The 13,064-nt window shown below is 69.2% G+C and carries 12 protein-coding genes; 11 read left to right on the forward strand and 1 reads right to left on the reverse strand.

Annotation, left to right across the window (positions count from 1 at the left end):
• Positions 1-76: 76 nt before the first annotated feature.
• The 3 genes from ACPCHZ_RS27370 (at position 77) to ACPCHZ_RS27380 (ending at position 3,057) form a co-directional block, all read left to right on the forward strand.
• Positions 77-913 carry a FadR/GntR family transcriptional regulator gene (locus tag ACPCHZ_RS27370; protein WP_423487621.1) on the forward strand — a complete coding sequence of 279 codons (837 nt, stop codon included), beginning with the start codon at positions 77-79 and terminating at the stop codon, positions 911-913.
• The gene (locus tag ACPCHZ_RS27375; protein ID WP_423487622.1) at positions 910-1,803 is read left to right on the forward strand and encodes an enoyl-CoA hydratase/isomerase family protein; all 894 of its coding nucleotides are present in this window, start codon (positions 910-912) and stop codon (positions 1,801-1,803) included. Before ACPCHZ_RS27370 ends, ACPCHZ_RS27375 begins: the two co-directional genes overlap by 4 nt.
• A gap of 78 nt (positions 1,804-1,881) precedes the next feature.
• Positions 1,882-3,057 (forward strand): thiolase family protein, encoded by a 1,176-nt coding sequence (locus ACPCHZ_RS27380; RefSeq protein ID WP_423487623.1) that lies wholly within the window; start codon positions 1,882-1,884, stop codon positions 3,055-3,057.
• A 19-nt stretch (positions 3,058-3,076) separates the two neighbouring features.
• Here the strand turns inward: ACPCHZ_RS27380 and ACPCHZ_RS27385 are convergent, their stop codons facing one another.
• Positions 3,077-3,871, reverse strand: a complete 795-nt coding sequence (locus tag ACPCHZ_RS27385) for a TetR/AcrR family transcriptional regulator (protein WP_423487624.1) — start codon at positions 3,869-3,871, stop codon at positions 3,077-3,079.
• A 322-nt stretch (positions 3,872-4,193) separates the two neighbouring features.
• Here ACPCHZ_RS27385 and ACPCHZ_RS27390 point away from each other — a divergent pair, with 322 nt between their 5' ends.
• From ACPCHZ_RS27390 to ACPCHZ_RS27425, 8 genes are all read left to right on the forward strand, one after another.
• Entirely contained in the window at positions 4,194-4,991 is a 798-nt protein-coding gene (locus ACPCHZ_RS27390) for an SDR family NAD(P)-dependent oxidoreductase (RefSeq protein WP_423487625.1), read from the forward strand.
• A 124-nt stretch (positions 4,992-5,115) separates the two neighbouring features.
• Positions 5,116-6,042, forward strand: coding sequence for an enoyl-CoA hydratase (locus ACPCHZ_RS27395; RefSeq protein WP_423487626.1), 927 nt, complete (start codon positions 5,116-5,118; stop codon positions 6,040-6,042).
• Positions 6,039-7,247 carry an amidohydrolase family protein gene (locus ACPCHZ_RS27400; protein ID WP_423487627.1) on the forward strand — a complete coding sequence of 403 codons (1,209 nt, stop codon included), beginning with the start codon at positions 6,039-6,041 and terminating at the stop codon, positions 7,245-7,247. The genes ACPCHZ_RS27395 and ACPCHZ_RS27400 overlap by 4 nt, the downstream gene beginning before the upstream one ends.
• A gap of 8 nt (positions 7,248-7,255) precedes the next feature.
• On the forward strand, positions 7,256-8,887 hold the full coding sequence (locus ACPCHZ_RS27405; RefSeq protein ID WP_423487628.1) for an acyl-CoA synthetase: 1,632 nt from the start codon (positions 7,256-7,258) through the stop codon (positions 8,885-8,887).
• Positions 8,884-9,735: an amidohydrolase family protein gene (locus tag ACPCHZ_RS27410; protein ID WP_364971506.1), complete on the forward strand. Its 852-nt coding sequence runs from the start codon at positions 8,884-8,886 to the stop codon at positions 9,733-9,735. The genes ACPCHZ_RS27405 and ACPCHZ_RS27410 overlap by 4 nt, the downstream gene beginning before the upstream one ends.
• Before the next feature lie 3 nt (positions 9,736-9,738).
• Positions 9,739-10,800 (forward strand): acyl-CoA dehydrogenase family protein, encoded by a 1,062-nt coding sequence (locus ACPCHZ_RS27415; protein WP_423487629.1) that lies wholly within the window; start codon positions 9,739-9,741, stop codon positions 10,798-10,800.
• 11 nt (positions 10,801-10,811) lie between these two features.
• Positions 10,812-12,005, forward strand: coding sequence for an acyl-CoA dehydrogenase family protein (locus ACPCHZ_RS27420; protein ID WP_423487630.1), 1,194 nt, complete (start codon positions 10,812-10,814; stop codon positions 12,003-12,005).
• On the forward strand, positions 12,002-13,045 hold the full coding sequence (locus ACPCHZ_RS27425; protein WP_423487631.1) for a dihydrodipicolinate reductase: 1,044 nt from the start codon (positions 12,002-12,004) through the stop codon (positions 13,043-13,045). Before ACPCHZ_RS27420 ends, ACPCHZ_RS27425 begins: the two co-directional genes overlap by 4 nt.
• Positions 13,046-13,064: the final 19 nt, after the last annotated feature.

Here is a 13,064-nt window from a genome sequence, read left to right on the forward strand (position 1 = left end):
CAATACCATTAGTATCTTGTACAAGTTAGCAAGGAAAGCGCTTCGACGGAACCGACGACGGACGGGATGTGGGCAGGTGGTCGTGCCACGCATACGCCAACCGCGGGTGGCCGAAATCGTGGCGTCCCGGCTGCGCGACGACATCCTGTCCGGACGGCTGCGGGAGGGCGACGTGCTGCCGAGCCAGGAGCAGCTCTTCGGTGAGTTCGGGGTGAGCCCGCCCGCGTTGCGCGAGGCGATCCACATGCTGGAGGCCGACGGTCTGATATCGGTTCGCCGCGGCAACGTCGGCGGCGCGGTGGTGCATCTGCCGTCCGCCGAGCGGACCGCGCACATGATCAGCATGGTGCTGCAGTCGCGAGCCGCGACGCCCGCCGACGTCAGCGGGGCGCTCACGCACCTCGAGCCGATCTGTGCCGGGATGTGCGCCACCCGTGACGACCGGCTGACCGAGGTCGTTCCCTACCTGCAAGCCGAGATCGACAGGCAGAGCGCGCAGTTCGACGACGTGTCGCGCTACGTTCCCAACGCGCGGCGGTTCCACGAAGCCCTCGTCGCACGGTGCGGCAACGAGCCGATGATCCTGCTGATCGGATCGCTTGAACTCATCTGGTCGGCGCACGAATCGGCGGTGTGGAGCGACGACGGTGAAGGACCGGTGGCGCGGCGGACCATGCGCGCCGCGCTGCGCGATCACCAACGGCTGCTCGACGCCATCGTCGACGGCGATGCCGTGCGGGCGGAGCGCCTCGCAGGCAATCACCTGGCCGCCGCCCGGCGGACCACGCTGGAGTACGGCAGGGACAGGACCATCGAGGCGAGATTGATCGCCGACGACCACTTCGGCGTCCACGCCGGCGGCGCAGGCCGCCGCCGACCGACCACACGCCAACGAGAGGAGTCCGGTCGATGACGACGTCGGATGCAGGAGACGACCGGGTGCGCTTCGAGGCCGACCCGGAGAAGCGGATCGCCACCATCACGCTGAACAATCCCGCGCAGCGGAACTCCTACGACGCGACGATGCGCGACGCGCTCGCCCGCTGCCTGGACCGGGTGGCCGAGGACGACGACCTCACGGTGGTGCTGCTGCGCGGAGCGGAGGGAGTCTTCTCCACCGGCGCGGACATGAACAACGCCTACGGGTGGTACGGCGCGAGCTCACCGGCGGACGAGCGCGCCAAACGCAGGCCGAGTCAGCGCCGGCGGCTGACCGTGGACCGCAAATCCTTCGGCTTCTACCACAACCTGATGGGCTTCCCGAAGGTCACCGTCGGCGAGATCAGCGGGTACGCGCTCGGCGGCGGGTTCGAGATGGCGTTGATGACCGACATCTCGGTGATCGCCCGCGACACCAGGATCGGGATGCCCGCCACCCGCTTCCTGGGACCGGCGCTGGGCAGCCTGCACATGTTCTTCCACCGCCTCGGACCGGTGCTGGCCCGCCGGATGTTGCTCACCGGCGACATCATCGAGGCGGGTGCGGTCGAGCACCTCGGCGTGTTCACCGAGACCTGCGCGGCGACCGCCGTCACCGCGCGGGCGCGGTACTGGGCGGAGAAGGCGGCCAAGATGCCCGCCGACGGCGTGGTCATCGCCAAGGAGGCGTTCCGGCTGGTCGAGCAGAGCCAGGCCTATCAGGGCGAGGAGGTGGCGAGCTACCTCTTCCACGCGTACGGCACGAACCTGCAGTTCGCGCCCGGCGAGTTCAACTTCGTGAAGACCCGCGCCGAGCACGGCACGAAGGAGGCGTTCCGGCTGCGTGACGAGCACTTCCACGTCCCGGAACCGGACACGGACTAGAACGGTCCCCGTTACACCTGATACCTTTTGTGTCAAGTATCGCCGCTGCGGCGGCCCGACACACCGAGGTTCGACACCATGGGCACACCCGTCATCGTCGGCGCGACCCGCACGGCCATCGGCCGATCGTTCAAGGGCACGCTGGTCAACACGCCGCCCGAGACCCTCATCACCACCGTGCTGCCCGAGGTGGTGCGGCGGTCCGGCGTCGATCCGGCGGCGTTCGACGACATCATCTTCGCCGAGTCGCACTACGGCGGAGGCGATCTCGCCCGGTACGCCGCCACCGCCACTGGGATGGAGCAGGTGCCGGGCCAGTCGGTGAACCGGCACTGTGCGGGCAGCCTCACCGCGATCGGCAATGCATCGGCCCAGATCGGATCCGGAATGGAGCGGGCGCTGGTCGCCGGCGGCGTGCAGTCGCTCTCGATGACGCCGCTGACCAACTGGCGCATCCCCGGCCCGGAGCTGAAGTTCGAGGAGCGGTGGATGCCGCCGACGCACGTCGAGACCCCCGACGCGCCGGCCAAGGACATGTCGATCACGGTCGGCTGGAACACCGCACAGGCGGTCGGCATCACCCGCGAGGAGATGGACGCCTGGGCCGCCCGGTCGCATCAGCGCGCCATCGCCGCGATGGACGCCGGGAAGTTCCTCGACGAGATCGTCTCGCTGAAGGTGACGCAGGCCGACGGCTCGTTCGTCGACTTCCACGTCGACGAGCACCCGCGTCGTGACACCACGGTCGAGAAGCTCGCCGGCCTCAAGGTGTTGCACCCGGAGATCGAGGGCTTCTCGATCACCGCGGGCAACAGCAGCGGCACCAACGACGCGGCCGCCGCGGTGGCCCTCGTCGACGCGGACTACGCCGCCGCGGAGAACCTCGCCGTGCTGGCGACGGTGCGGGCATGGGCCGCTGCGGGCGTCGCGCCGCGCGACACCGGCCTCGGCGCCGTGAAGGTGATCGGAAAGGTGTTGCAGCGGGCCGGATTGTCACCGGGTGACGTGACGCTGTGGGAGATCAACGAGGCGTTCGCGTCGGTGCCGATCGCGGCGTGCCGCGAGTACGGGCTGGACGAGGAGAGGGTGAACTTCTCCGGAAGCGGTTGCAGCCTCGGCCATCCCATCGCTGCGTCGGGCGCGCGCATGGTCACCACCCTCGTCTACGAGCTGCAGCGGCGCGGCGGCGGGATCGGCGTGGCGGCGATGTGCGCGGGCGGCGGTCAGGGTGGCGCGGTCGTCATCGAGGTCTGAGGCCGCGCCGCGCCGTCCCTCAGGCGCGCCGCGCCGGTGCCTTGCGGCGCGGGGTCGCGGCCTTGGCGGTCGACTTGGCCGCCTTGCGCGCGGGCCGGCGGCCCTCCTCGATCAGGCGGCCGGCGTTGTCGAGGATGCAGTTCAGGCCGTACTCGAAGTTCGTCTCGTCGGCCACCCCGATCCGGTGGCCCTTGGCCGTCAGCTCGGCGATCAGCGGAGTGGTGTCCGGGTCGATGGCCGACGGTTCGTCGAAGCCGCCGCTGCCCTCGTGCAGCTCGCGGGTCTTCTGCGACAGCCGTTCGAGCACCACCGAGCCCCGGACGTGCACCGACACCGCCGAGTAGGTGTCGAACGCGTCCTGCGCGGACAGTCCGACCTCGACGAGTTCGGCGATGGCCTTCTCCATCTGCTGGACGCCGAGCCTGCGCACCTTGGGACTCAGCGCGCCGCGGATCAGCACCAGGTCGCAGAGGATGGGACTGGCCAGGAACGTCGTGCGCATGTTGTGGGCGTGACTGTGCAGCGACTCACGCCAGTTGGTCGCCTCGACATAGGGCGCCTCGAACACGATCTGGCGCAGCGCGCGGTCGGTCATCGCGTTGAGCAGGTCGTCCTTCTTCCGGAAGTACCAGTAGATGCTCGTGACACCGACACCCAGATGCTTGCCGAGCAGCGGCATGCTGAGGTTGTCGATCGACACCTGTTCGGCGAGTTCGAAAGCACCGCTGATGATGTCCTCGGGATTGATCGAACCCCGTTCACGTCGCTGACGCTTCTCGGCCGTCGCCTGTTTTGCCACGAGGGGCACCTCCATCACACATCGACGCTGCGCATGCAGCCCTCGGCACCGGGTCGGTCGACGTGAATCTACCCGCCCCCACCGCCTGAGCTGCGAGTACGCCTGCGTGTCGCCGTCCGAGCGTAACCGTCGACCTTACCGGTCGCCTTCCCGTCGCGCGCCGGCCCGCCGAGGCGCCGCCCGCGGACGGCTCGTGCACGACCCGGGTGAACGTGTTCCAATCTCGCTACCGTAAGTGCCCTAGTAAGGTTTTTGACACAGTGCCCGGTGCGTGCGCCGGGACCCGCCGCCGCGACCTGCGTTGCCGGCGGCGCACGACCGGAGGCGGTGAACGGCGGTGGATCTCGGCTTCGCCGGTGCGACGGCGGTGGTGGTCGGTGGCGGCAGCGGCATGGGCCTGGCGACCGCCCGGTGCATGGCCGCCGACGGCGCGAGAGTCGCGGTGGTGGGCCGCACGGCCGCCGCACTGGACCGCGCGGTGGCGCAGCTGATCGAACTGGGCAGCCCCGATGCGGTCGCCCTGGCCGGCGACGTCTGCGACACCGACGCCGTCGGCCGCATCTTCGACGCCGTGGCGCAGCGGTGGGGCGGCGGCCTCAACGTGCTGATCAACGCGGTCGGCCCGACCGTGCGGGGCACGTTCGAGGAACTGACCGACGCGCAGTGGCGGGAGGCCGTCGACCAGGGCGCGATGGGAATGGTGCACTGCGTCCGGTCGGCGCTGCCATTGCTGCGGCGCGCGGAGTGGGCCAGGATCGTCAACTTCTCCGCGCACTCCACGCAACGACAGACCGTCATCCTGCCCGCCTACACCGCCGCCAAGGCGATGGTGACGAGCATTTCGAAGAATCTGTCCCTGCTGCTGGCCAAGGACGAGATCATGGTCAACGTGGTCTCGCCGGGCAGCATCGCGACCGAGGCGCTGCGCGGCTGGGCGTCGACGGTCGGCGTCGACGGCGCCGACCCGTACGCCCTGATGACCGCGATCGACGAGCATTTCGGCCACCCCGCCCACCTGCCGCGTGCGGGGCTGCCGGACGAAGTCGGGCCGGTGGCAGCGTTTCTGGCGTCGCGGCGCAACTCCTACATGACCGGCGCGAACGTCAACGTCGACGGTGGCAGCGACTTCACGTAGACGGATTACATCGACGAAGGAGGTCGAGGTGACGAACGCAGGCGACGTCGCGCGGACGGGGTCGAATGGGCCACTCAGCGCCTCGCCAGGCTGTTGCGGAAGGCACTACCGATAGGTGTACAGTATGTCCATTCGTCCAGCTGGTGACACGTCCGAGGAGGTCGACTTGGCCGGTGCGTCCGAGGGCATCGCGGAAGCCGTGGCCGATCGTCCGCGCGGCGGTGACGACGTCGTCCGCTACGAGGTCCACGACACCGGCGTGGCGGTGGTGACGTTCAACCGGCCGGAGCGGATGAACGCCTGGGGCGGCGGCCTCGCGGCTGGCTTCTACTCGGCGCTCGACGCTGCCGAAGCCGATCCCGCGGTCCGGGTGGTGGTGCTGACCGGCAGTGGCCGCGCCTTCTGCGCCGGCGCCGACATGGGCGACCTGTCGTCGATCGAGGGCGCCTCCACCGGCGGCGACACCGACGTCACCAAGCTGGTCGGTGAGCGGCACCCGCACTTCGTCACGTCGCTGCGCACGCCGATCATCGCTGCGGTCAACGGTGCCTGCGCCGGGATCGGACTCACCCAGGCACTGATGTGCGACGTGCGGTTCGCCGCCGCGGGCGCGAAGTTCACCACATCGTTCGCCCGCCGCGGACTCATTGCGGAGTACGGGATCTCGTGGATCCTGCCGCGCGTGGTGGGCTGGGGTGCGGCCATGGACCTGCTGCTGAGCGGCCGGGTGTTCTACGCCGAAGAGGCCGCCGAACTGGGACTGGTCAAGGCCGTCGTGCCTGCCGACGAGCTGATGCCGACCGCGATGGCCTACGCCGAGGACATCGCGGCGAACTGTGCGCCGAGCGCGCTGGCGGTGATCAAGCAGCAGCTCTACGGGGATGCCATGAGCACAGTGGTGGACACCAGCGCGAGGGCCGAGCGGCTCATGCACGAGTCGATGCTGCGGCCCGATTTCATCGAGGGCATCACGGCGTTCTTCGAGAAGCGGCCCCCGAACTTCCCGCCGATGGGCGAGGCGACAGCCACCGGAAAGGACTCAGCCGAATGACGTTGGACTACCGCGCCATCGACGTGGACAACCACTACTACGAGCCGATCGACTCCTTCACCCGGCACCTGCCCAAGGAGTTCAGGCGCCGTGGCGTCCAGATGCTCACCGAGGGCAAGCGCACCTTCGCCGTCATGGGTGGCGTCGTCAACCACTTCATCCCGAACCCCACCTTCGACCCGATCATCGAGCCGGGGTGTCTGGATCTGCTCTTCCGCGGCGAGATCCCCGAAGGTGTCGACCCGGCCTCGCTGATGAAGGTGGACCGACTGGCCGACCATCCCGAGTACCAGAATCGCGACGCGCGGCTCGCGGTGCTCGACCGGCAGAACCTCGAGACGGTGTTCATGCTGCCGACATTCGCGTGCGGCGTCGAAGAGGCGCTCAAGCACGACATCGACGCCACCATGGCCTCGGTGCACGCGTTCAACCTGTGGCTCGACGAGGACTGGGGCTTCGACCGTCCGGATCACCGCTTCCTGTCGGCGCCGATCATCTCGCTGGCCGACCCGCAGAAGGCCGTCGAGGAGGTGGAGTTCGTCCTGCACCGCGGCGCGAAGATCGTCTGCGTGCGGCCCGCCCCGGTGCCCGGTGTGGTCAAGCCGCGCTCGCTCGGCGACCCGGCGCACGATCCGGTGTGGGCGCGGCTGGCCGAAGCCGGTGTGCCCGTGGTGTTCCACCTGTCCGACAGCGGCTACCTGGCCATCGCGGCACTCTGGGGCGGCAAGGCGACGTTCGAGGGCTTCGGCAAGAAGGACCCGCTCGACCAGGTGCTGCTCGACGACCGCGCCATCCACGACTCGATGGCCTCGATGGTCGTCCACCAGGTCTTCACCCGGCATCCCACCCTGCGGGTCGCCAGCATCGAGAACGGCTCGTACTTCGTCCACCGGCTGATCAAGCGACTGAAGAAGGCCGCCAACACCGCGCCCCACCATTTCAGGGAGGACCCGGTGGAGCAGCTGCGCAACAACGTCTGGATCGCCCCCTACTACGAGGACGACGTGAAGCTGCTCGCCGAGACCATCGGTGTGGACAAGATCCTGTTCGGATCGGACTGGCCGCACGGTGAGGGCCTGGCCGATCCGATGACCTTCACCGCCGACATCCCGCAGTTCCCCGAGTTCAGCGCCGAGGACACCCGGAAGGTGATGCGCGACAACGCGCTCACCCTCCTCGGCGCCGACGTCACAGCGAACGCCTGACCGCGGTCATGGCCGAGTGGACGATAGGCGACGTCGTCGACGCCGTCGCCGACGCCGTCGGTGAGCGCACGATGACCGTCTGCGGTGACCGCCGCACCACCTACCGCGACCTGGCGGACAACAGCAGGCGGTTCGCGAACTTCCTCGCCGACAGGGGATTCGGCGCCCACTGCGAGCGGGATGCACTGGACAACTGGGAGTGCGGCCAGGATCGTGTCGCGCTGATCATGTACAACGACCGCTATCCCGAGATGGTGGTGGGTTGTCTGAAGTCCCGGACAGTGCCCGTCAATGTCAACCACAACTACACGCCGCGCGAAGTGGCGGAGCTGCTCGACTACGTCAAGCCCAGGGCCGTCGTCTACCACCGTTCACTGGGCGCCAAGTTCGCCGACGTGCTGCCCCCGGTCGGCGCGGACCTGCTCGTCGCAGTGGACGACGGCAGCGACGTGGCCGACCTCGCAGGCGCGGTACCGCTCGAAGCGGCTCTGGCACAGGGTGATCCGGAACGCCGCATCAGCGGGTCGCCGGACGACCTGATCATGTACTGCACGGGTGGGACGACGGGCAGGCCGAAGGGCGTGCTGTGGCGGCAGAGCGACTCCTACGTGTCGTCGATGGTGGGGGCCGACCACGAATCGGTCGCCGAGATCCACGAGCGGGTGAGCGGCACCCCTGGGGCACCCTGGTTCGCCGTATCCCCGCTGATGCACGCCGCCGGGCTGTGGACCGTCTTCTCGGGGGCGCTGGCCGGTCAGACCGTCGTCGTCTACGACGACCGGACGAGGTTCGATCCGAAGACGGTCTGGGAGACCGCCGAGCGGGAGAAGGTCGGCCTGATGACGATGGTCGGCGACGCCTACGCCGCACCGCTGATCGAGGAGCTGAAGCGGCGTCACTACGACCTGTCCGCGCTGTACGCGATCGGCACCGGCGGCGCCGCGACCAACCCGAAACACCGTGCTGCGCTGCTGGACCTGTTGCCGCAGCTCACCCTGATCAACGGCTACGGCTCCTCGGAGACGGGCAACGTGGCGTTCGGCCACAGCAGCCAGGGCAGCAGCCGGGACACGTTCGACCTGCGCGTCGGTGGCACGATCGCCTCCGACGACCTCACCCGGTTCGTGTCACCCGGCGAGGACACCGTCGGCTGGGTGGTGCGCACCGGCCGGATCCCGCTGGGCTACTTCGACGACCCCGAGGCGACCCGGCGGACGTTCCCGGTGGTCGAGGGGCAGCGGGTGGTGGTGTCGGGGGATCGCGCCGCGCTCGAACCCGACGGCACGATGCGGCTGTTCGGCCGCGACTCGCTGGTGGTGAACACCGGAGGGGAGAAGGTGTTCGTCGAGGAGGTGGAGGCGGTGCTGCGGATCCAGCCCGGTGTCGCCGACGCGGTCGTGGTCGGCCGGAACAGCGAGCGCTGGGGCCAGGAGATCGTCGCCCTCGTCCAATCCCAGCCCGGAGGCACCCTCGACGCGGCGGCGTTGCACGCCGCCTGCGTCGAGCAGCTGGCCCGGTTCAAAGCCCCCAAGGAGTTCCTCGCCGTCGAGCGGGTGCGCCGGCTCGGCAACGGCAAGGCCGACTACCGCTGGGCCAGGACCGAAGTGGCGCAGCGCGCCGCCGTGGCGAGCCCGTCATGACCTCGGCCGCCACACCCCAGGTCATCGACTGCCTGGTCAACGTGCACTTCGGTGAGACGGCCAAGCAGCCCGACTTCATGCTCAAGGTCCGCGACGACTACTTCAAAGGGCCGGATTCGCTCTACGACCCGGTTGAACTGCCGCAGCTGCTCGACGAGATGGACGCCCACGGCGTCGTCAAGGCGATCCTGATGGACAACCTGCGCACGCCTTCGGTGACGGCCCGCAAGTTCGTGGCCGAGCGGCCGGATCGGTTCGCCCTGGCGATCGGGGGAATCGACCTGCTGCGTCCGGTGCCCGCTCTGCGTGAGCTGTCCGCCGTGCAGCGCGACCTACCGGTGGCGTACGCCGTTGTCGGACCGAGCTTCTGGGGCGACGGAATGTACCCGCCCAGCGATGCCGTGTACTACCCGCTCTACGCGAAGTGCGCGGAGCTGGAACTGCCGCTGTGTGTCAACACCGGCATACCCGGCCCGCCCATCCCCGGGGAGGCGCAGCACCCGATCCACCTCGACCGGGTGTGCGTGCGGTTCCCCGAGCTGAAGCTGTGCATGATCCACGGCGCCGACCCGTGGTGGGACGTCGCCATCCGGCTGCTCATCAAGTACCGAAACCTCCGGTTGATGACGTCGGCCTGGTCGCCGAAGCGGTTGCCGGACAGCCTGTTGCACTACATGCGCACCCGCGGGCGCGACAAGGTCATCTTCGCGTCCGACTGGCCGGTGTTGCGGCAGAGCCGCGTGGTGCCCGAGGCGCTGGCGCTGGACCTGCCGCCCGACGTGCTCGACAACTACCTCCACCACAACGCCGCGGAGTTCTTCTTCGGCAGCCGACGCGAGGAGATCTGACCGATGGACCGGTACGAACTGCGCAGACAGGACTACAGCCTGTCCGAGGACCACGAGGCGGTCCAGGAGGCGTATCGACATTTCTTCACGACGCACTGCTCGATCGACACCGTCCGGGCGGCCGAGGCGTCGGGTTTCGACAAGAGCCTGTGGGAGCGGCTGTGCGCGATGGGCGCCACCACCATGGCCGTGCCCGAGGACGCCGGCGGTGACGGCGCGACGCTGGTCGACCTGACGCTGGTCGCCGAGGAGATCGGCCGGTCGCTCGCGCCGGTGCCGTGGATCGACCACGTCTGCGCCACCCGGCTGCTCGCCCGGCTGGGCGCGCTCGGCTCCGACTCCGCCGAGATCGTCAGCGGCACCCGCATCGTCGGACTCGACGCGCGGGAAGAGGACGGACCGGGTGTCCGGCTGATTCCGTCGGGTTCGATCGCCGACCACATCGTGCTGCGCGACGGCGACGCGGTCGTGCGGCTCACGTTCGACACCCGGCCCGCCCGGGTCGACAACATCGGCAAGCTGCCGATGGCGTGGGTGGATCCCGCGGCCGCCGACAGCCGCACGGTGCTCGCCGAGGGCCCGGACGCACTCGCGGCGTATCAGCGTGCGCTCGACGAGTGGCGGGTGCTGACGGCCGCCGCACTGGTGGGTCTGGTCGAGGAGACCATGACGATCGCCGCGGAGTTCGCCAAGACCCGCTACACCCTCGGCGTCCCGATCTCGACACTGCAGGGGATCTCGCATCCGTTGGCCAACATGGCCATCACCGTGCAGGGCGGCCGCGGTCTGGCACGGCGGGCGGCCTGGTTCGGCGACAACGAACCCGACGAACGACCCGAGCTGGCGCCGTCGGCGTTCGTGTTCATGGCCGAGGAAGCGCCGCGCGCCGCCACCATGGCGGTGCACGTGCAGGGCGGACTGGGGGTGTCGGCGGAGGCGGCCGCCACGGCGTATCTGGTGCGGGCGCGCGGCTGGGCGCTGGCAGGCGGCGATCCGGGCGCGAGCGCCAAGCGCATCGCCCGCATCGTCGCCGCCCGGGAGACCGCATCCGGACGGCGAGGGTAGGAGCAACGGAGATGGACTTCTCACGCGTCGAACTGTCCGACGACGACCGGCTTTTCCGCGACGAGGCCCGCGCCTTCCTCGCCGAGCACGTCACCGAGGAGGTGCTGCGCCGCGACCGGGAGACCGGCGACAACTTCGACGAGGGCGTGCATCTGGCGCTGGGTGCCGCCGGCTACCTGGAGGGCGAATGGAAGCCCGCACACGAAGGCGGCTTCAGCCGGGTGCGTCGCAGGATCTGGGAACTCGAGAAGCGCAGGTCGCACGTTCCATGGGTGACGTGGGGGACGACGTCGATGGTCGCGCGCTCGGTGGCCAGATTCGGCTCCGCCGAACTAGTGGCCGAGGTGCTGCCGCGGGTGTTCAGCGGGCACGTGCGGCTGTGCCTGGGCTATACCGAGCCCGAAGGCGGCTCCGACATCGCCACCTGCAAGACCCGCGCGGTGCGCGACGGCGACCAGTGGGTGATCAACGGGTCCAAGATGTTCACCACCGGCGCACACAACTGCCAGTACGTCTTCCTGATCACCAACACCGACCCCGCCGCCCCGAAACACCAGAGCCTCACCATGTTCCTGGTGCCGCTGGACACGCCGGGTATCGAGATCCAGGGCATCCGCACCGTCGACGGCGACCGCACGAACATCGTGTACTACAGCGACGTCCGGGTGGACGACAGGTACCGCCTGGGCGAGGTGAACGGCGGCTGGACGGTGTTGCGCGAGCCGCTCAACGCCGAGCACGGTGCGGTGGAGGCGAGCGCCGATGGCCTGCAAGATGTTTCGATCATGATGCATCAGGGCGGTTTCATGGTCACCGCCTGCGACCGGGCCGCCGCAGTGGTCGGCACGCCGGGACCCGACGGGCGCCGGGCCATCGACGACGACTCGGTCGCCTACCGCCTCGGCCGCAGCATCGCCCGCATGGAGGTGGCGATCAGCACGCCGAACATCTTCGGCCGGGTCGCCCTGGCGCAGAGCATGCGCGACGTGTCGCCCGACCTGATGGACATCCTCGGCACCGCGTCGGCGCTGCCCGCAGGCACCGACGCCGCGCCGGATGACGGTGCTGCCGAATACGTCTACCGGTTCGCACCGCTGGTCGGGATCTACGGCGGGACACTCGAGGTGTTCCGCAACATGATCGGCCAGTACGTGCTCGGGCTGGGCAAGCCGAACTACTCGGCGCCGGTGAAGAAGGCGTCGTGAAGCACCGCGTCGTCCAGTGGACCACCGGCAACGTCGGCAGGCAGTCCGTCGCGGCGATCGCCGCACACCCCGATCTCGACCTCGTCGGCTGCTTCGCCTGGTCGAAGGACAAGGTCGGCCGTGACGCCGGTGAGCTCTGCGGGCTGGCCGACGTCGGTGTCACCGCCACCGACGACGTCGACGCGCTGCTGTCGCTGAAGCCGGACTGCGTGGTCTACAACCCGATGTGGATCGACGTCGACGAGCTGGCGCGGATCCTGGAGTCCGGCTGCAACGTCGTCACCACCGCGGCGTTCATCACCGGCCACTCACTGGGCGACCGCCGCGACCGCATCGTCGAGGCCTGCGCCCACGGCGGGTCATCGATCTTCGGGTCGGGCATCAACCCCGGTTTCGTGGATCTGCTGGCGGTGGTGGCCGCGGGTGGCAGTGAACGGATCGACAAGGTCACCGTCATCGAGGAGGCCGACATCAGCGGCTACAACTCCCCGGCGACGGAGATCCCGGTCGGCTTCTCCCATCCCATCGACCACCCGGGCCTGCAGGCGATGACGGCCAAGGCCACCGACGTGTTCATCGACGCCGTGCACCTGCTCGGTGACGTCCTTGGCGTGGAGTTCGACGAGGTGGTCTGCGAGGCCGAGTACGCCGAGACCACCGCCGACGTCGACCTCGGCTCGTGGACCATCGCCGCCGGGTGCGTCGCGGGAATCGCGTTCAGCTGGCACGGCAAGGTGGCGGGCCGCAGCATCGTCGAGCTGAAGTTCGTGTGGCGCAAGGGTCAGACGCTCGAACCCGACTGGCCGATCGACACCGGGCACCGCATCAAAGTCGAGGGCTGCCCGAACATCGATCTGCGCGTGGACATCTCACCACCGCCGGACTTCGCGGGCACCACCATGAGCGACTTCATGCGGCTGCCGATGATCCTCACGGCGATGCCGGCGATCAACGCCATCCCGAAGGTCGTCGCGGCGGCGCCCGGCATCGTCACCTACGCCGACATCCTCCCGCTGCCCCGCGGCCTGGTCTCGTTGTAGCTGGGCTCCGCGAGAGTGC

This window comes from Mycobacterium sp. NPDC050041 (assembly GCF_049541695.1).
GTDB lineage: Bacteria > Actinomycetota > Actinomycetes > Mycobacteriales > Mycobacteriaceae > Mycobacterium.